Source organism: Neisseria sicca (assembly GCF_014054945.1).
In the GTDB taxonomy this organism is placed as follows: Bacteria; Pseudomonadota; Gammaproteobacteria; order Burkholderiales; family Neisseriaceae; genus Neisseria; species Neisseria sicca.
This window is the reverse complement of sequence record NZ_CP059566.1, coordinates 349,140-367,317: the sequence shown is the minus strand read 5'-3', so window position 1 is coordinate 367,317 and position 18,178 is coordinate 349,140. Positions and strand designations below refer to the sequence as shown.

17 protein-coding genes and 1 pseudogene are annotated in these 18,178 nt (G+C 52.1%); 6 read left to right on the top strand and 12 right to left on the bottom strand.

The features are described from left to right. Positions 1-180: 180 nt before the first annotated feature. The 5 genes from H3L95_RS01840 to H3L95_RS01810 all read left to right on the top strand — a co-directional run bounded on the left by H3L95_RS01840 (position 181) and on the right by H3L95_RS01810 (position 7,097). Complete coding sequence (locus H3L95_RS01840) at positions 181-390, top strand: hypothetical protein (protein ID WP_241429719.1); 210 nt, start codon at positions 181-183, stop codon at positions 388-390. Positions 391-440: 50 nt separating this feature from the next. Beyond that, positions 441-3,767 (top strand): DUF2339 domain-containing protein, encoded by a 3,327-nt coding sequence (locus tag H3L95_RS01835; RefSeq protein ID WP_182096192.1) that lies wholly within the window; start codon positions 441-443, stop codon positions 3,765-3,767. Positions 3,768-4,097: 330 nt separating this feature from the next. Continuing rightward, positions 4,098-4,478 (top strand): putative zinc-binding protein, encoded by a 381-nt coding sequence (locus tag H3L95_RS01825; RefSeq protein ID WP_003757884.1) that lies wholly within the window; start codon positions 4,098-4,100, stop codon positions 4,476-4,478. Between the two features lie 436 nt (positions 4,479-4,914). After that, a complete protein-coding gene (locus tag H3L95_RS01815; protein WP_003757882.1) occupies positions 4,915-5,766 on the top strand; it encodes a DUF1853 family protein in 852 nt (283 codons plus the stop codon). Positions 5,767-5,837: 71 nt separating this feature from the next. Next, a complete protein-coding gene (locus tag H3L95_RS01810; protein ID WP_003757878.1) occupies positions 5,838-7,097 on the top strand; it encodes an RsmB/NOP family class I SAM-dependent RNA methyltransferase in 1,260 nt (419 codons plus the stop codon). Between the two features lie 228 nt (positions 7,098-7,325). Here H3L95_RS01810 and trxA read toward each other — a convergent pair whose 3' ends face one another. From trxA to H3L95_RS01750, 12 genes and pseudogenes are all read right to left on the bottom strand, one after another. After that, positions 7,326-7,658 (bottom strand): thioredoxin TrxA, encoded by a 333-nt coding sequence (gene trxA, locus H3L95_RS01805; protein ID WP_003757873.1) that lies wholly within the window; start codon positions 7,656-7,658, stop codon positions 7,326-7,328. 151 nt (positions 7,659-7,809) lie between these two features. Then, a complete protein-coding gene (locus tag H3L95_RS01800; RefSeq protein WP_003757871.1) occupies positions 7,810-9,357 on the bottom strand; it encodes an ABC transporter ATP-binding protein in 1,548 nt (515 codons plus the stop codon). 192 nt (positions 9,358-9,549) lie between these two features. Next, a complete protein-coding gene (locus H3L95_RS01795) occupies positions 9,550-11,091 on the bottom strand; it encodes a fatty acid--CoA ligase (RefSeq protein WP_003757868.1) in 1,542 nt (513 codons plus the stop codon). Between the two features lie 154 nt (positions 11,092-11,245). After that, positions 11,246-12,292, bottom strand: a complete 1,047-nt coding sequence (locus H3L95_RS01790) for an ABC transporter permease (RefSeq protein ID WP_003757864.1) — start codon at positions 12,290-12,292, stop codon at positions 11,246-11,248. Between the two features lie 27 nt (positions 12,293-12,319). Beyond that, on the bottom strand, positions 12,320-13,372 hold the full coding sequence (locus H3L95_RS01785) for an ABC transporter permease subunit (protein ID WP_003757862.1): 1,053 nt from the start codon (positions 13,370-13,372) through the stop codon (positions 12,320-12,322). Between the two features lie 91 nt (positions 13,373-13,463). After that, positions 13,464-14,114 (bottom strand): phospholipase D-like domain-containing protein, encoded by a 651-nt coding sequence (locus tag H3L95_RS01780; RefSeq protein ID WP_003757860.1) that lies wholly within the window; start codon positions 14,112-14,114, stop codon positions 13,464-13,466. A gap of 146 nt (positions 14,115-14,260) precedes the next feature. Continuing rightward, positions 14,261-14,644 (bottom strand): hypothetical protein, encoded by a 384-nt coding sequence (locus H3L95_RS01775; protein ID WP_002219725.1) that lies wholly within the window; start codon positions 14,642-14,644, stop codon positions 14,261-14,263. A 4-nt stretch (positions 14,645-14,648) separates the two neighbouring features. Further along, positions 14,649-14,825, bottom strand: a pseudogene (locus H3L95_RS01770) (deaminase domain-containing protein); the annotation flags it as partial. Further along, positions 14,795-14,989 carry a phospholipase D-like domain-containing protein gene (locus H3L95_RS01765; protein ID WP_003757858.1) on the bottom strand — a complete coding sequence of 65 codons (195 nt, stop codon included), beginning with the start codon at positions 14,987-14,989 and terminating at the stop codon, positions 14,795-14,797. The pseudogene H3L95_RS01770 and the gene H3L95_RS01765, both read right to left, overlap by 31 nt. 152 nt (positions 14,990-15,141) lie before the next feature. Continuing rightward, positions 15,142-16,071 carry a CobW family GTP-binding protein gene (locus tag H3L95_RS01760; protein WP_003757856.1) on the bottom strand — a complete coding sequence of 310 codons (930 nt, stop codon included), beginning with the start codon at positions 16,069-16,071 and terminating at the stop codon, positions 15,142-15,144. Beyond that, positions 16,059-16,535: a Fur family transcriptional regulator gene (locus H3L95_RS01755; RefSeq protein WP_003744587.1), complete on the bottom strand. Its 477-nt coding sequence runs from the start codon at positions 16,533-16,535 to the stop codon at positions 16,059-16,061. Before H3L95_RS01755 ends, H3L95_RS01760 begins: the two co-directional genes overlap by 13 nt. A 133-nt stretch (positions 16,536-16,668) precedes the next feature. Next, entirely contained in the window at positions 16,669-17,496 is an 828-nt protein-coding gene (locus H3L95_RS01750) for an SDR family oxidoreductase (RefSeq protein WP_040668374.1), read from the bottom strand. Between the two features lie 126 nt (positions 17,497-17,622). On the opposite strand from H3L95_RS01750, the gene H3L95_RS01745 reads away from it, so the two are divergent. Then, complete coding sequence (locus H3L95_RS01745; RefSeq protein ID WP_003763338.1) at positions 17,623-18,081, top strand: c-type cytochrome; 459 nt, start codon at positions 17,623-17,625, stop codon at positions 18,079-18,081. Positions 18,082-18,178: the final 97 nt, after the last annotated feature.

Here is an 18,178-nt window from a genome sequence, read left to right as displayed (position 1 = left end):
ATCTCCTCTCCCACGAAGAGAGGAGACAAAATTGGCGGGAAACCCAAAGCATGGTTGGGTTAATGAGGCATTAGATTTTCTTTCGAAAAATATGGGTATCAAAAAAGCCTTGAGACTTGTTGGCTAGACAAACCGTACCCTATCGAAGCTAACGCCTATAATAAATAGTCCGTATCAAGTATGGCAAGTTCACAGGACTTGCGCCTGATTCCACGATATAAAGCCTATATTCATGATAAACAGCAGGACGAAACCCATCGACTAGGTCGTCTGAAATCCAATTTCGCTTTTCAGACGACCTTGTACCGTAAATTAATTCTGCAAATACAATGTTGCTTACCGCACAACAGCTTTTCCTACCGTTACGCCTTCTATACATCCTTCTCATGACAAGAATGCTACAATTGGCATATTTTTTACCGTTATCGGACAGGTGTTTTATGCAGTATTTCTGCCTACTCATCCCCATCCTCATTGGCTATTTTCTTGACGAAATGACCGTCGGCGTCATTTTCGGCTCTATTTTATGGTTGTTTGCGCGGGAACTCGGCAAACCGCGTCAGGAAGAACATGATGCAAAACTGCAAAACCTGGAAAAAGAAATCGAGTTGCTGAAGCTGCGTTTGACGGCTTTGGAACAAGAAACCGTTCATGATAAAGCAGAAGTCGGGCAGGCTAGGAAACTGCGCGCTGTTTTGTCCGAACATGCCGACGATATTCAGACGACCCCTGCGCCACTTCATGAGAAGGTTGAGCCTGCGGCGACTGCGGACAATGCGCCTGTCGAGCCGCACATCGAACCGGTTGCCACCCCCTCTTTTTCTGCACCTGTTCCTCCTGTTTCCGCCGAACCTTCCGTACAGCCCGAACCTGCTCTGTACGCAGACAGCGTAGAAACACCTGCCCAAGTTTCCGCTATTCAAGAAGACGAACGCAAACAAGACGCGCCTGTCCTGCAAACGTCGTCTGAAAACGAAGTGCCGATGTCGTCTGAAAATATATCTGAAAACGCAGACGCAGATTCTCGTGAAACCGTTATCCGTAAAGAAGAAGGTTTCGATTTGAAATTCTCCGAAAATCCCATTGTTGCTTGGTTCCTGCGCGGCAATCCGCTGCTGAAAACCGGTATCGTGGTGCTGTTCCTCGGCTTGGCGTTCCTCTTGCGCTATGCCTCCGAGCGGATTTATGTACCGGTGGAAATGCGTTACCTGACTGTGGCAGGCGCGGGTCTGGCGGCGGTTATCGGCGGCTGGAAGCTGCAAAGCCGCAAGCGCGAATACGGCTTGGTGTTGCAGGGCTTCGGTGTGGCGGTGATGTATCTGACCGCTTTGGCGGCGTTGAAACTGCATCCGCTGCTGCCCGCACCGATTGTGTTCGTGCTGATGGTGGCGATGGTCGTATTGATGGCGTTGCTGGCGATCAGGCAAAACGCGCAGATTATGGCGCAGGTTGCCTTGGTCGGCGGTCTGGCGGCGCCCATCCTGGTATCGGACGGCAGCGGCAATTATTTGGTGCTGTTCTCCTACCTTTCCCTGCTCAATGCCGGCGTAGCGGCGATTGCTTGGTTTAAGGCATGGCGGCCGCTGAACCTGACGGGTTTCGCCGGAACCTTCGCCATCGCCGCTTTGTGGGGCATGCAAAGCTATACGCCGCAGCATTTCGCCACGACCGAACCTTTCCTGATTTACCACTGGCTGCTCTACACCTTCATCGCCTATCTGTTCGCCCGCCGCAAGCTGACGGAAAACCGCGAAGACACGCTCGCGCCCGTTGCCGACAATGCGACGCTGGAAGAAATTTGGAACAACCTCTGCTCCCACGGCCTGCGCGTCCACGTCCTCGACCATACTTTATTGTTCGGCACGATGGCGGCGGCGTTCGGACTGCAATACCGCATGGTGGAACACTGGCCGTCCGCGGACGCATTCTCCGCGCTGGGCTTCGCCGCCGTTTACGGGCTTGCCGCACTGATGCTGAAACGGCAACAGGGTTTGTATATCCTGCGTCAGGCGTTTGTTGCCCTGTCGCTGCTTTTCCTCACGCTCGCCGTTCCGCTTTACTTTGAACGCGGCAACACCGTCATCCTGTGGACGGTAGAATCCGCGCTCGTGTATTTCTTCGGACTGCGCCAACAGCGTCCGCATATGCGTCTGGGTGCGCTCGTCGTGTATCTGCTGGCGGCGCTGACCCAACTGAGCGGTTATCAGGAGGGAGAATCCACCATCCTGCAAGGTCAATGGTTCACCACCCTGCTGACCCTGTTCGGCGGCGCGGCAATTTACCTGCAATGGCATTTCTACCGCCGTAAAGGCTCGGCACACTGGGAACACACGCTTCAAAACGCAACCCTCTGCGCCGCCCTGCTCTACACATCCATCCTGCCTTTACTGTTTTTCGCGGAACGCGGCAGCATCATCGTTTTCTCTGCTTTGGTGGCGGCTTGGGCGTTCTGCCGAGGCAAAGGCAAGTCGGACGTGTTCAGCACATTCGCCTTGGGCAATGCAATATTTATCCTGCTCTTCCAAGCCTCGATTAATAATGAACCCAACGGCTTCCTGACACACTGGCACCTCTTTGCCGCCGCGCCACTGCTGTTTGCTGCAGCCTACATGCTGCAATACCCGCGCGTCCAAACCGAATTATCTGAAAACCAAGACAAACAAGACAAATCCCTCCCGTTCTCGCAAATTGCGGGCTGGGCTATCCTCGTTATCGCCCTGATGTTGGGCGGCTTCGCCACCTACACCCAATGGACGGGCGAAGAAACCCTGTTTATCGAGCTTTGGGCATTGCCGATATTCACCACCTTGCTGTTGCTTGCCAACCGTTTGAACTGGAAAGAGCTTTTTCAGACGACCTTGGCATTCCTGCCCCTGTTTGCCCTGCACTTCATCGGCTATCATCTCGAACACCTATGGACGGCCGCCGCAGCCCTGCCGCTTGCCGCCGCCACCGTGTTGAACTTCGTCATCCTGAATAACCGCCGAACCAATGCGCCTATCGGCTTGCACAAACTCAACATCATCATGCTCGGCATCCTTTGGTCGCTTTGGTCGGGAATGTATGTCGGCGAACTCGTCGACGGCGTTTGGTCGCAGCTCTCGTGGCTTGCCGTACCGCTGATCATGTGGGTCGTCCTTCATACGCAGCGGCAGCGCGGCTTTTTCAGACGACATCAATCCGCCTATCAGCATTCCGCCCTGCCGATAGCCGCCCTTGCCGCGGCAAGTTGGATGATATGGACGAACTTCTCTACTCCGTTCCAACCCACGCCGTTGCCGTATATCCCGCTGCTTAACCCGCTGGAACTCGCCTGCGCCGGAATGCTGTGGTTCGCCCTGAAGTCCCTGCCCGAAGCTCTGCCTGCAGAATACCGCCGCGTGAACGCGCCCGGCGTCGCCGCCCTCGCATTCATGGTCATCAGCGCGGGCGTGATGCGGCTGTGGCACTTCTACGACGGCATCACTTGGCGCCTCGACATCATGCTCCAATCCTTCGGCCTGCAAGCCAGCCTCTCCGTCGTGTGGGCGGTTACCGCCATCATCCTGATGGTGTACGGCAACCGCCGCAAACTGCGCCCCTTCTGGATGACCGGCGCAGCGCTGATGGCCGTCGTCGTCGTCAAGCTCTTCCTCATCGAGCTTGCCAACAGCGGCGGCATCGCCCGCATTGCCTCCTTCATCATCGTCGGCGTGCTGCTGCTCTTGGTCGGCTGGTTCGCACCCGTTCCGCCCAAAGCGGTGGAAAACGAAGAAGACAAAGCATAGCCCAGTCCCAAAGAAAAGGTCGTCTGAAAACCGACAGCAAGTTTTGCTAAAATATTTTCAGACGACCTTCAGGCATCCCGAATCCAACCCGGCATGGCAGAAAATCCGACCACTTTTGTCAGGCCTGCTTCAATCTGAGCGTGCTTTACCGATTATTGATGGATTAAAATACACATATAGTGGATTAACTTTAAACCAGTACGGCGTTGCCTCGCCTTGGCGTACTATCTGTACTGTCTGCGGCTTCGTCGCCTTGTCCTGATTTAAAGTTAATCCACTATAAATTTAATCCACTATACAAAATGAAACAGTCTAAAGAGGAGATTAAAAATGCCCAACCGCAGCGAACTTCCGTTGATTTATTCCTGTTCCGGATGTTCTGACGTAGCGCAACTTGCCAACAATACCGCCGTAGCACTCGATCACGCCGGCGAATTTGAAATGTCGTGCATTTCCGGCGTGGGAGGCAAAGTCGCACCTTTAGTACGCAAAGCGCAGTCCGGCAGGCCGATGCTGGTCATCGACGGCTGCCATCTGCATTGCGCCAAGTCGTGTTTGGAAAACGTAGGCGTCGAAATTTCAGAAGAACACCACGTCAAACTCTATGACTTGGGCTACAAAAAGCGTTTTGGCAAAAGCTATGACGAAGCGGCGGTAGAAGAAGTCTATCAATATGTCTTAACTAAAAAACACGATGTGTTAAGCAACTAGCCACCTTTTCCCCAAGCAATCCGTCTGCAAAACCTTCAACACAAACCCGAACGGATGACAACCGTTTCAAAACAAAGGTCGTCTGAAAACCGATAGCAAGTCTCGCTAAAGCGTTTTCAGACGACCTTTTTTAATAGGGAGAACGTTACCGCCCGATTGCCAACTTATTCAATATAGTGGATTAACTAAATCAGGACAAGGCGACGAAGCCGCAGACAGTACAGATAGTACGGAACCGATTCACTTGGTGCTTCAGCACCTTAGAGAATCGTTCTCTTTGAGCTAAGGCGAGGCAACGCCGTACTGGTTTAAAGTTAATCCACTATATCTTGAATGGGAAAAACAATTGCTGCTTAGACGGTACAGCGGCTTACAGGTTTCAACTTCATGCTCAATATTATAAAATCCATCACCTTCCCGACATCCGCACCGCCCCATGAACTACGCCCTAGATGCCCTATGGTGGAAACTCACCAACCCGTCCGTCCGCGCCCTCGCCACTCTGCTGACTGCTCCGCCGCTTTGGCAAAGCGGCTGCGAATTGAGCGTCCGCACACTATTGGGCGAACACGGCTTCCGCTATCTTTTGGATTTGGACGGCAATCCCGCCCCCTTAGACGACTATCTCGCCGAACACGCCCCCTTCGGCAACCGACTCGGCATCTACGCCGAACACCTGCTCGCATTTTGGTTTGCCCATGCGCCGCATACCGAATTGCACGCCTATAACCTGCCCGTGTTTTCAGACGACCTCACGCAAGGCGCCGCCGATTTCATCGCCTCCATCAACGGCAAACCCTATCATATCGAACTGACCTGCAAATATTACGGCAGCGGCAGCGGCAAATCCGCAGACCTGTGCGGACTCAATCCCAAAGACACTCTCGCCGCCAAAGCCGCCAAACTGCCCCGCCAACTCGCCCTGCTTCAATCCCCCGAAGGCAGCGAAACCCTGCGGCAAAACCGTCTCCCCGACGCGCCGCAACCCGCCTCAATCATACGCGGCATCGGCTTTTTCCCCGTCGGCGCAGATTCCGCCGAAGCCCCGCTGAACCCATACTGCTGGCGCGGCGTCTTTATCCGAGACTGGTCGGCATATCCGACCGCCGAAGGAGTACGCTACCACCTCATCGACCGCATGGCATACCTTGCCCCCGCCCGCGTTGCCGAGGCGCAAATCCTGTCCGACCATGACGTCCGCCAAATCGAAAGCGGCTTAATCGCCAAACTCGAATTGCGCCCCGACGGCTTTTGGCATGAAATCGAACGCATCATGAAGGTCGTCTGAAACCTGATTCAACGTTTTCAGACGACCTTTCCAGTATAATCCAAGCCTTTTCCCCCGATTGCGAACCCACCATGACCCCGATCCAACTCGACCATACCGCCAAAGTGCTGGCTGACATGCTGACCTTCAAACAGCCTGCCGATGCCGTTCTGTCCGCCTACTTCCGCAAACACAAAAAACTCGGCAGGCAAGACCGCCACGAAATCGCCGAAACCGCCTTCGCCGCCCTGCGCCATTATCAAAAAATCAGTGCCGTCCTGCGCCGCCCGCATGCCCAGCCGCGCAAAGCCGCACTTGCCGCGCTCGTCCTCGGCAGAAGCACCAACATCAGCCAAATCAAAGACCTGCTCGACGAAGAAGAAACCGAGTTCCTCAGCAGCCTCAAAGCGCGCAAAACCGAATTTTCAGACGACCTCCATACCGCCGCCGAATTACCGCAATGGCTGGTGGAGCAACTGCAAAAACATTTTAGCGACGAAGAAATCCTCGCCTTCGGCCGCAGCACCAACCAAGCCGCGCCACTCGACATCCGCGTCAACACGCTTAAAGGCAGACGCGACAAGGTGCTGCCGCTGCTTCAAGCCGAAAGCCCCGATGCAGAAGCCACGCCCTATTCCCCTTGGGGCATCCGCCTGAAAAACAAAATCGCCCTCAACAAACACGAATTGTTTTTAGACGGCACACTTGAAGTCCAAGACGAAGGCAGCCAGCTCCTCGCCCTGCTCGTCGGTGCCAAACGCGGCGAAATCATCGTCGATTTCTGCGCCGGCGCAGGTGGCAAAACCCTCGCCGTCGGCGCGCAAATGGCAAACAAAGGCAGAATCTACGCCTTCGACATCGCCGAAAAACGCCTTGCCAACCTCAAGCCCCGCATGACCCGCGCCGGACTGACCAACATCCACCCCGAACGCATCAGCAGCGAACACGACAGCCGCATCGCCCGCCTCACCGGCAAAGCCGACCGCGTTTTGGTCGATGCCCCCTGCTCCGGCTTAGGCACACTGCGCCGCAATCCCGACCTCAAATACCGCCAGTCGCCCGAAACCGTCGCCAAACTTTTGGAGCAGCAACACAGCATCCTCGATGCCGCCGCCAAACTGGTCAAACCGCAAGGCAGGCTGGTTTACGCCACTTGCAGCGTGTTGCCCGAAGAAAACGAAATGCAGGTCGAACGCTTTTTGAAAGAACACCCGGAATACGAACTGTTCGACTGCGCCGAGCTGCTCGCCGCTTTGAAAATTGATTTGAACACCGGCAAATACCTGCGCCTCGATTCGGCGAAACACCAAACCGACGGATTCTTCGCCGCCGTTTTGCAACGCAAGGAATAAATGTTCAAATAAGGCGTGAACACACGAAAGGTCGTCTGAAAACCTGATACTAGGTTTTCAGACGACCTTTTTGGCGCAGATTAAAACGAATTTAATCGGGCAATGCCCGTTTGCCGAAATCCTCAAACGATAAAGAAGAGAACAGGCAAAGCATCCCGTTTCCCTAAAATCCAAACATACAAAAAGGTCGTCTGAACATTTTCAGACGACCTTTTGCGTTGTTGAAACTTAAGCCAAAGAAGCGTTTACAAATGCGGTCAATTGACCTTTTGCTAAAGCGCCGACTTTGGTGGCGACGTTTTCGCCGTTTTTGAACACCATCAACGTCGGAATACCGCGCACGCCGAATTTGGCGGGGGTGGCTTCGTTTTCGTCGATGTTGATTTTGACGACTTTCAGACGACCTTCAAATTCGGCGGCGATGTCGTCCAAGATCGGAGCGATCATTTTGCAAGGGCCGCACCAAGGTGCCCAGAAGTCCAGCAATACGGGTACGTCGGATTTCAAAACGTCTTGTTCGAAATTTGCATCGGAGGTGTGGATAATCAGTTCGCTGCTCATGAGTTTTTCCTTTTTGTGTCAAATTGAATCAGATGTTGTGCAGGATAGGGCTTGGGGCTGAAAATTTCAAGTGTCGCAAAAGTGTAATAGCTTTTTTGTAAGGTTGCCATCGGGATTGGCTAATGTTTTTTCAGACGACCTATCCGGCAGTTCAGCCTGCCCTAAAGCTCATCAGATGGCGCGTGTAATCGCTGGAAGGGTTGGCAAATACGGTTTCGCAGCCGCCCTCTTCGACGATTTTGCCGTCTTTCAGCACCATCACGCGGTGCGACAGGGCGCGGATGACGGCGAGGTCGTGGCTGATGATGATGAGGCTGAGACCGTGTTTTTTCTGCAAATCGGCGAGCAGCTCCAGAATCTGTTGCTGCCATTGTACGTCGAGCGCGCTGGTGGGTTCGTCCAAAACGAGGATTTTCGGGCGGACGATGATGGCGCGGGCGATGGCGAGCCGCTGGCGTTGTCCGCCGGAAAAGGCGTGCGGATAGCGTTCGAGTGCGTCTTCGGGCAGACCGACCTGCCGCAATACGTCTTGCACGCGCTGCCGCATTTCTGCGCGGGACAAATCGGGTTCGTGGACGCGCAGGGCTTCGGAAACAATATTAAAGACGTTCATGCGCGGGTTGAATGCGCCGAAGGGGTCTTGGAACACCATTTGGATGTCGCGCCTTGATTCGCGCGTCCAGGCTTCGCCGTTGATTTTCAGACGACCTTCCGCGTCGATAAGGTGCATCACGGCTTTTGCCAGCGTGGTTTTACCGCAGCCGCTCTCGCCGATGATGCCCAGGGTTTCGCCCGCTTTCAAATCGAAGGAAACCGGTTCCAGCAGGGTTTTGCTGCGTTTTTTGAACCAGCCCGCCGTTTCTTTGACGGCAACGGAAAGCTGCTCCGCCTGCAAGACGGTGGCGGGATTGCCCGCCAAAGGTTCGACCTTGCGCGCGGCACCGGCGTTCAACAGCATTTTCGTGTATTCGTGTTGCGGACGGGCGAACACTTCCGCCGCTGCACCCGTTTCGACAATGCGTCCGCCACACATCACGGCGACGTCGTCTGCAAAGCGGCGGACAAGGTTCAGGTCGTGGGTGATGTAGAGCATGGTCATGTTGTGCGCCTGCTGCAAACGCGCCAACAAATCGAGAATCTGCGCCTGCACGGCGACATCCAAGGCGGTGGTCGGTTCGTCGGCAATCAGGAGCTTGGGTTCGGCGGCAACCGCCATCGCAATCATTGCCCGCTGCCGCTGTCCGCCGGAAAGCTGGAAGGGATAGGCAAAGGCTTTCTGCTCCGGCTCGCGGATGCCGGTTTCCGCCAAGAGTTCGACCGCCCTCGCCCATGCCTGTTTTTTGTCCAAGCCCAGATGCAGGGTCAGCACTTCGGCAATCTGCGCGCCGACGCGCATCACGGGGTTAAGCGCGGTCATCGGCTCTTGAAACACCATGCCTATTTCCCGCCCGCGCAGCTTTTGCAGGGCGCGTTCGGATTGGGTCAGCAAATCGTTGTCGTCAAACTTCAGACGACCTTCAAACGACACCAGCGGATTCAGCCGCATAATGCCCTGCGCCAGCACGGTTTTACCGCTGCCGCTCTCACCAACCAATGCCAGTTTCCTGCCGGCCTGTACGGTCAGGCTGACATCGTGTAGGACTTGCTTGCCGGGGAAAAAGGCGTTTAGGTTTTCAATTTCAAGGATGGGTTTCGTCATGGTATCGAGGTCGTCTGAAAACGGAAAACGGGTGGAATCAAATCGGCATTACCCGCCGCACGGGCAGAAATCTTTACGAAGCAATAAGCCAATATCTGAGATGAACAAGAAACACGCCCAACAAACATCGGCTTTCTGCTTTTCAGACGACCTCTGATTCAAACCCGCAAACCGAGGTCGTCTGAACGCTTATTATTTCTGAAACTGCTCTTTCAACACCCGTTTCAACACTTTGCCAGTTGCGTTTTTCGGCAGTTCGTCTTTAAAGTAAATCTGTTTGGGGATTTTAAAATTCGCCAAATGTCCGCGCAAATGGGCGCGCACGTCGGCTTCATCCAACGTTTCGCCGTCTTTGAGTTGGATAAAGGCGATAATTTCTTCGTCGGCGTATTGGTCTTTCACACCGATGACGGCTGCGGCTTCGACGGCGTCGAGTTTGTAAATCGCCTCTTCGATTTCGCGCGGATAAACGTTTTGCCCTTTGGAAATAATCAGGTCTTTTTTGCGGTCGACGATAAAGATAAAGCCGTCTTCGTCTATCGTGACAAAATCGCCTGTTTTCAGCCAGCCGTTGACGATGGCTTCGTCCGTGGCATCGCGCATATTCAGGTATCCCTGCATGACCGAACCGCCTTTGACGATGAGTTCGCCCACTTCGCCCGTCGGCACTTCGACCAATTCGTCGTTGACGGCTTTGACTTCCAATCCGGGCAAGGCGATGCCGACGCTGCGGGCTTTTTGCCTTTCGGGCGTGTTGACGGCGACGACGGGCGAGCATTCGCTCAAGCCGTAGCCTTCCAAAAGCTTGGCACGCGGGAACTTCGCTTTAAAGTCGAGGATGGTTTGTTCCGCCAAAGGCGCGCCGCCGCTGATAAACAGACGGACACGGTTGAACCATCTGAAATACCAAGGGATTTTCGCTTTGCTCATGGCGGTGTAAATCGCGGGTACGCCCAAAAATACGGTCGCGCGTTTGAATAAAACCTGTTTCAAAACGTTGGAGAACGGGAAAACGGATTTCACCAAAATAATCGAACACGCCATATAAATCGGCAGCAAGACCATGGCTGTCAGCGTAAAGCTGTGGAACATCGGCAGGAACACGACGAAGCGGTCGCGTTTGGTAATCTTAAAGATGCGCTCGATGCCTTCAAGGTTGGAGAACAGGTTGCCATAGCTGATCAATGCGCCTTTTGGGTGGCCTGTCGTGCCGGAAGTGTAAATAATATGCGCCAAATCATCGATTTTCGGTTGGCGGCTCAAATCGGGCGTACCCGAAAAACGGCGCGCTTCTTCAAAACGCACATCGGCTTCATCCGCCGCTTTCGCCTCGCCTATCCAAATGATTTTCTCGACGCGGGTCTGTTTCTTCAGCCCCTTCAACTCTTTCTGCAAACCTGCCGAAGCAAACATAAACCGCGCTTTGCAGTCGTTCAAAATATATGCGTATTCGTTGTTTTTCAAAAACGTATTCATCGGTACGGCAACCGCGCCGATGGCAGAGACGGCAAAATAGGCGCTGATAAATTCCGGCGAATTGGATACCGCCAAAGCCACTTTGTCGCCGAATTTGACGCCCATATTTTGCAGATATGCGGCTACGGCATCGACTTCCTGCTTGAGCGCGTGGTAGGTGGTTTTTTCTTTGTCGTTGAACACCGCAGTACCTTTGCCGTTTTTATGGCAGGCAGCGGCCAGCATTTCGTAGAAGTTTGTGTTGTGTGTTTGATTCATTGGAATTCTTCAAAAATTAAGTGAGTAAAATATTTTTGCGGTCGCGCCCATAAACAGGTTTTTCGCCCTGAAAACAAGCTCGGCCTGAAAAGCCATCTATATAGCAGGAAAATGAGCTGCCGGCTATTTTTATATTCATCCGCAATACGGAAAATCATCCCCTCGCGCGCACGTCAAACGCCTGACGCAAGCCCTCGCCTATCATCACCAGCAAAAGCAGCATAACCGTCAGCGTACCGACGGTGGACAAGCCTATCCACCAAGCGTCCAAGTTGTCCTTGCCCTGCGCCAAGAGTTCGCCCAAGCTCGCCTGCGACGCGGGAACGCCCAAACCGAGGAAATCCAAGCTGGTCAGCGCAAGCACCGCGCCGGAGATGCGGAAAGGCAGGAACGCCAATACGGGCGTCAGGCTGTTAGGCAGGATGTGCCGCCACATAATCGCGCGGTTGCCCACGCCCATCGAACGCGCCGCCAAAACGTAATCTGCCTGACGGTTTTTCAAAAACTCGGCACGGACGTAGTCCGACAGCCCCATCCAACCGAACAGCGACAGCAACACCAGCAAAATCAACAAACTGGGATTAAAAAACGAAGACAGGATAATCAGCAGGTAAAGCTCCGGCATCCCGCCCCAGATTTCGATAAAACGCTGCATCAAAAGGTCAGTCTTGCCGCCGAAATAACCCTGCACCGCGCCGGTGATCACGCCGATTACGGTCGTTACCAAAGTCAGCGCAAGGGCGAACAATAGGGAATCACGGAATCCGTAAACCAAACGCGCCAAGACATCACGACCGCGGTCGTCCGTGCCGAGCAAGTGCCTTTCGGACGGACTTGCAGGGTCGGGCTGCGTGTCGAAATCATTGAGCGTATCGGCATCGTAGGGGTTGGGCAGATAAACGGCGTAATTGCCGTTTGACGTGATGTTGCCGCGTATCAGCGGGTCGAGGTAATCGGCAGGCGTGTCGAAATCGCCGCCGAACACGGTTTCGTTGTATTCGTTTACCAGCGGAAAATAATATTCGCCCTGATAACGTATCCACAAGGGCTTGTCGTTGCTCCACAAAGGCGCAAGCAGCGCGAGGGCGAACAAAACGGCTAAAACCCGCAACGCGAACCAGCCGCGTTTGTGTTGCTTGAAGGCCTGCCAAGTGGGGTTTGAAGTGTGTGTTTTCATGGTTTGGAAAGGTTTATCAGTCATGATTTGGAAACATATTTTTCAGACGACCTATTTCTGTCCGCCGAAATGAATGCGCGGATCGACCCACGAATAAGAAATATCCGACACCAATTTCGCCAGCAAACCCATCAGCGTGAACACATACAGCGTCCCCATCACCACCGGATAATCGCGCTTCATCACCGCCTCGTAGGAAAGCAGCCCCAGCCCGTCGAGCGAGAACAAAGTTTCAATCAGCAGGCTGCCGGTAAAAAACGCGCCGATAAAGGCAGCGGGGAAGCCGGTAATCAGCGGAATCATCGCGTTGCGGAAAACGTGTTTCCACAAAATCTGCTTTTCCGGCAAACCCTTGGCGCGGGCGGTATAGACATATTGGCGGCGGATTTCTTCAAGAAATACGTTTTTCGTCAACACCGTCGTTACCGCCAGACTGCCCGCCACCGAAGCCGTAATCGGCAGCGCCATGTGCCACAGATAATCTTTAATTTTGCCAGCCCACGACAGCGTGTCGAAATCATCGCCGACCAAACCGCCCTGCGGGAACCACGCAAAAAAGCTGCCGCCGCCGAACAACACCAGCAGCACCAAACCCAACACAAACGGCGGTATGGTATAACCGACCAGCACCACCATCCCCGTTACCGCATCAAAACGGCTGCCGTCGCGCACCGCCTTGGCAATGCCCAACGGAATACAAATCAGATAAGTCAGGAAAAACGTCCACAAGCCCAAACTCATCGACACCGGCATTTTCTGTTTGACCAGCTCGAACACGGTTTCATGATGGAAAAAACTATTGCCCAAATCAAAACGGGCAAACCGCCACATCATATCCGCAAACCGAGTCAGCGGCGGCTTGTCGAAACCGTACAGCGCATTCAACGCCGCCAAATCTTCCGGACTGATGCGGTTGCCATGTTTCATCGTATCGCCCGCCACCACAGTCGCCGTCTCGCCGCTGACTGCACCATGCGTCAACTGCTGCACCATCTGCTCCACCGGCCCGCCCGGCACGAATTGGATAACGGCAAAAGTAATCGCTAAAATCCCCAACAGCGTGGGGATTAAGAGTAATAGGCGGTGGAGGATGTAACGGTACATGCTTGGGGTATTCCTCTATTTGGGTTTTAAGGTCGTCTGAAAAGTACGGATTGCTTTCAGACGACCTATACTTTTAATAATTGTAAAAAATTTAACTGATAAGCCAGCTAATAAACTTATCCAGCAAATCTTTCTGATTATTGCCAGCCGCTTCGACCATTTCCAATGTCAAACTATCCGGCCACACAATAAAATATCCGTAACGTCCTTTTTTGATAAGCCCACCGGCTTTCTTACCTGTATCTGTCAAACGGTAGAACTTACCGTCTATTTCCTGCAAGCCTGCATGACACAGTTTCGCATTGCATTCTTCCGTTGTTACGCCCCATTTTTCTGCCAGCTTAGCGACAGTCAACGTATCGTATTTTTTAGCAATTTCTATATTCTGATTTTTCTGCGAAACTTGCTCTTTTTCTACTACGTCAACTGAAATCTTAACTTCGTCGCTAATACGGATAATACGCTGCGCTTCGCTATAAGCATCTTGATAGACTTCTCCATCTTCACTACGTTTCAGCAAGATACCCATTTCATTATTATTTACTTGGCTGAATTCATATAAATTCAGGCTTGTAATAATGCAAGCATCTTCGCTGACGTAACATTTTGCATGAAGATTCGGACAATAGCTTGTACGAACATAATTTAAATTTTTCAACCAAGCTGCCTCTGATGGCTGCAATTCACTTTTACCATACTGAAAAATTGTGAGCTTTTCAGACGGTATTGAGCCGTAAATCATGGAACGCGTGCATGCTGGAGCACACACCTTACGCATGGATTTTAGGTTTCATGCAGGCTACAGCTTGCTGCTGCGGCGGTATAAAAGTATTTTTAGTGATTTACCGTTTTTGGTATTTTTGCCCGACGGGGTTAAAAATACAGTTGCTACTCTTGCTGCATGATATTGGCAAGATTTAATTTAAATGTTTGTTGAATCTTGTTTACATCCTTAGCAAAAATATGATAGTCACTCGAAGAATAGATAGATTTTATTCTATCCAAATTAGTTTGTTGATAACATTTTTTCATTTCCGCGATGAAAAAATTATCTTTTCCTCTTTCATTGAGACAGTTATTTTCTAACAGATAGATTGCCCATGCTGTAAAAATAAATGTACTATCTTCCGGATATTCAGATAAATAAATTTCGAATTCAATTATAGAATATTCAGCTGCTTCAATTAATGTTATATCTAAATCTCTGACAAATTTTTCCGTTATATTTTTAAATAATTTCTTGAATTCTATATAATTTTTTATTTTTTCCATGATTCTATTTTCCTGTAAAAATATTTAATTGAATATTTGGATAGCGATTTCTAAACTCTAAAATAACATTGCTGCAAGATTGACAGGCCTTTAATTCTGTAAATAGATCAATTCTACCTGATACATTACGATTATTTCCGAGTTGCTGTGCTATAGTTTCAAGTAATTTATATTCTCCATTACAATCCGCACATCGATTTTCATGCGGTCTTTGTCTTCTAAAAGCTCTTTTACCCTATCGTTTAATTTTAGATAAGGGCTAATCAAATAAAGCCGTTCCTGTGCATTTTTAATTAACTCCTCCAAGTAATACGTTGTACCGCTGGTATTTAAAAATTTTGCCATTTTCTTCTTTCCTGCAATGTTTATTTGATTTATTCGCGGGCAGAGCCCACGCTACGCAGTTGCTTTATATTATTCTGACAGTTGAAACAATAGACTTCACTATCGTTTAGGTCGTCTGAAAATTGCTGCGACAAACTTTCAGACGACCTTCCTTATTTCTCCAAAGCCTCTTGCAGTTTCTTCTCAATCAAATCCGCATCAAACGATTTGGCAATCAGCTCGAAGCGCGAGTCGCGCCGCCATGAGACTTGGTTAGCGCCCCACTGCCCGTCCACCCAGTTGAGCCACACCCATGTGCCGAGCACTTGGAACACGCCTTTGGCGCGGACGAGGCCGTCTGTGAATTTAGGCAGGTCGTTGAAGAAGTTGGTCAATTTTTCGCCGTCGAAATCGCGTCCGGCGGGGAATGTGAAACCTTGCGACTGGAAGCCCATGGTGTTGTCCGGCAGGGCTTTGAGGCGGTAGCGTGATTTTTCGATAACGGGAATGTCGAGCCATTGGATGTCGAGCTGTGCATTTTGGACTTCGACCACTTTGGCTTTGGGCGGAAACAGTTTTGCCGCTTTGTCGTGAAATTCGGCAAGCTGTTCGGGGGTGCATAAATCGGTTTTGCTGGCGACCAATACGTCGCAGATGCCGATTTGGTCTTTATACAACGCCTGCTGCGCGTAATCGGGGTTGATGAACTGGCGCGGATCAACAACAGTAAAGACTGCGCCGATTTCCAGAAGACTATCCAGCGGTTTGGCTTTCAATTCGTCGATGACGCTGGCGGCGTGCGCCAGTCCGCTTGCCTCAATCATCAGGCGGTCGGGCTTGGCGTCGCGCAGCATTTTCTGCACAGTTACGCCCATTTGCGGGCCGGCTGTGCAACACAAACAGCCGCCGGCGATTTCTGCCACGGGGATGCCGTTGTCGCTCAGTACCGCCCCGTCAATACCGATTTCGCCAAACTCGTTGACAATGATGACCCATTTCTCGTTCGGGTCTTTCTGTTCCATCAGGCTTTTAAGCGCGGTGGTTTTGCCTGTTCCTAGAAAACCTGAAATCAGGTGGACTTTGGTTTTTTTCACTTCTGACATTTTTTACAGATTCCAGTTAAAACAACGTGTTCTTCTTTCAGCGCAAAGCCGCTTTCGGCAACGCCTGCGCGCAGTGCCGCCCATTCGTGGCTCAGGGTTTGCTCGTCCGCCGTACCGCATTCGGTGCAGACCAAAATAAACGCGCTGTGGTGCGCTTCGGCTTCTTCGTGGTCGTGGCAATGGTCGTCGCACTCGTGCTGCGCATGGCTGCACAAAATATAGCCGTTGACCGCCGCCACTTTGTGCAAAACACCCTGCTCCGCCCAAAAATCAAGGGCGCGGTAGGCCGTCGGCGGCGCAACCACGCCCTCGCTTTGCTGCTGCATCTGCGACAAGACGTTGTAGGCTTTAATCACGCCGCTTTGCTGCAAAACGATATCGAGCACCTGCTCGCGCAAAGCGGTTACCTGTACGCCGTCACGGCGTGCCTGTTCGAGGATTTTTTGTTTGATTGCGTGTTTCATAAAGGCTTTCAGACGACCTTAAAATTCTGAACGGAGAGGATTACATTATAACGTGTTTATGTAAGATGCAGATATTCGGAGGTCGTCTGAAACCGAGCGCCACCGTTCAGACGACCCATCCCATCCAATCTGCCTATTTGAACCACGACTTAATCCGTGCAAACAAAGACATACTCTGTTTCTCGAAACTCTCCGCCTGCGCGGGTACGGGCAGCGTATTGCGGATGACTTTCATACCGGCAAAGGTTTGGGCGACAGGCATGATTTCGATGGAGTTGACGTTCATGTGCGCCGGACGCTGATAGAGCCACAAAGCCGTATCCGCAATGTCTTGCGGCCGGATGGACTCGACGTTCTCATAAACCTTTTCCGCCCGCTCGTCATCGCCCTTAAATCGGACGTTGGAAAACTCGGTACCGCCGCACAAACCCGGCTCGATGTTGGTGACGCGGATGTTTTTATCCGCCAATTCCGCGCGCAGGTTCATGCTGAACTGGCGCACAAACGCCTTGGTCGCGCCGTACACGTTGCTGCCCTCGTAGGCATAGCTGCCGGCAATCGAACCCAGATTCATGATATAGCCTTGTTTGCGCTCCGCCATTTGTGGCAGGATTTGGCGCGTTAGGAAAGTCAGACCGATAATGTTCGTTTGAATCATGGTTTCCCAATCGCCGAAATCTGCTTTGTCCGCCGTTTCCAAACCCAACGCCAATCCGGCGTTGTTGATCAGGCAATCGATTTCGGCAAAATTTTCAGGCAGGCTGTCGAGCGCGTTGCGTATCGACTCGGTACGCGAAACGTCCATTTCCAAAGGATAAAACCGCTCGCCCAATTCGGCCGCCAATGCCTGCAGTTTCTCGCCGCGCCGCGCCGCGCCGATAACGGAATAACCGGCCTGTACAAACGTGCGGCACATTGCCCCGCCGAAACCCGCTGAAGCGCCGGTAACCAAAATCGCCATAACTATTTCCTTTCTTTTCTCGTTTTGTAAACCCATTTCAGGTATGATTACGACTTTTCAGACGACCTCTTCAGACGTCGTCTGAAAAATATGAATAACAAAATACTATCACAGGACACCAAAGCCATGAATACCAAACTCTTCTCAGCGGCGCTGCTCGCTGCCCTGACCCTTGCCGCCTGCGGTGGCGGCGCACCCGCGCAACCCAAAGGTCCGATCTCCGAAGACCGTACCACCGCGTTCAAATCCATGATGCCCGAGTTCTCCAGCATGGGCAAAATGGTAAAAGGCGAAGAGCCTTACGACGTGGAAAAATTCAAGCAGGCTGCGGCAACCTTTGCCGAAACCAGCAAAAAACCTTTCACCTTCTTCCAATCTGACGACAAAGGCAACGGCCGCGCCCTGCCTGCGGTTTGGTCTGATGCGGCCAAATTCAAAGCCGAAGAAGACAAATTCGCCGCAGCCGTTGAAAAACTGAACGCCGCCGCACAAACCGGCAAGCTGGAAGAAATCAAAGCCGCTTACGGCGAAACCGGCGCAAGCTGCAAATCCTGCCACGACACCTTCCGCGCTCCGGAAGAATAAGCCGCTGCACTGACATACAAAAAGGTCGTCTGAAATCCGGTTTCAGACGACCTTTTTTTGATTTTTAATGATTGCCGTGCTTAATAATCGGTTTCAA

Bases quoted from the DNA above. Each gene is read 5' to 3' on its own strand.
- trxA (WP_003757873.1), bottom strand. From the start codon at position 7,658: ATGAGCAGCGAACTGATTATCCACACCTCCGATGCAAATTTCGAACAA.
- H3L95_RS01835 (WP_182096192.1), top strand. From the start codon at position 441: ATGCAGTATTTCTGCCTACTCATCCCCATCCTCATTGGCTATTTTCTT.
- H3L95_RS01760 (WP_003757856.1), bottom strand. From the start codon at position 16,071: ATGTCAGAAGTGAAAAAAACCAAAGTCCACCTGATTTCAGGTTTTCTA.
- H3L95_RS01780 (WP_003757860.1), bottom strand. From the start codon at position 14,114: ATGATTTACGGCTCAATACCGTCTGAAAAGCTCACAATTTTTCAGTAT.
- H3L95_RS01815 (WP_003757882.1), top strand. From the start codon at position 4,915: ATGAACTACGCCCTAGATGCCCTATGGTGGAAACTCACCAACCCGTCC.
- H3L95_RS01785 (WP_003757862.1), bottom strand. From the start codon at position 13,372: ATGTACCGTTACATCCTCCACCGCCTATTACTCTTAATCCCCACGCTG.
- H3L95_RS01825 (WP_003757884.1), top strand. From the start codon at position 4,098: ATGCCCAACCGCAGCGAACTTCCGTTGATTTATTCCTGTTCCGGATGT.
- H3L95_RS01800 (WP_003757871.1), bottom strand. From the start codon at position 9,357: ATGACGAAACCCATCCTTGAAATTGAAAACCTAAACGCCTTTTTCCCC.
- H3L95_RS01745 (WP_003763338.1), top strand. From the start codon at position 17,623: ATGAATACCAAACTCTTCTCAGCGGCGCTGCTCGCTGCCCTGACCCTT.
- H3L95_RS01795 (WP_003757868.1), bottom strand. From the start codon at position 11,091: ATGAATCAAACACACAACACAAACTTCTACGAAATGCTGGCCGCTGCC.
- H3L95_RS01840 (WP_241429719.1), top strand. From the start codon at position 181: ATGGCAAGTTCACAGGACTTGCGCCTGATTCCACGATATAAAGCCTAT.
- H3L95_RS01755 (WP_003744587.1), bottom strand. From the start codon at position 16,535: ATGAAACACGCAATCAAACAAAAAATCCTCGAACAGGCACGCCGTGAC.
- H3L95_RS01775 (WP_002219725.1), bottom strand. From the start codon at position 14,644: ATGGAAAAAATAAAAAATTATATAGAATTCAAGAAATTATTTAAAAAT.
- H3L95_RS01765 (WP_003757858.1), bottom strand. From the start codon at position 14,989: ATGGCAAAATTTTTAAATACCAGCGGTACAACGTATTACTTGGAGGAG.
- H3L95_RS01810 (WP_003757878.1), top strand. From the start codon at position 5,838: ATGACCCCGATCCAACTCGACCATACCGCCAAAGTGCTGGCTGACATG.
- H3L95_RS01750 (WP_040668374.1), bottom strand. From the start codon at position 17,496: ATGGCGATTTTGGTTACCGGCGCTTCAGCGGGTTTCGGCGGGGCAATG.
- H3L95_RS01790 (WP_003757864.1), bottom strand. From the start codon at position 12,292: ATGACTGATAAACCTTTCCAAACCATGAAAACACACACTTCAAACCCC.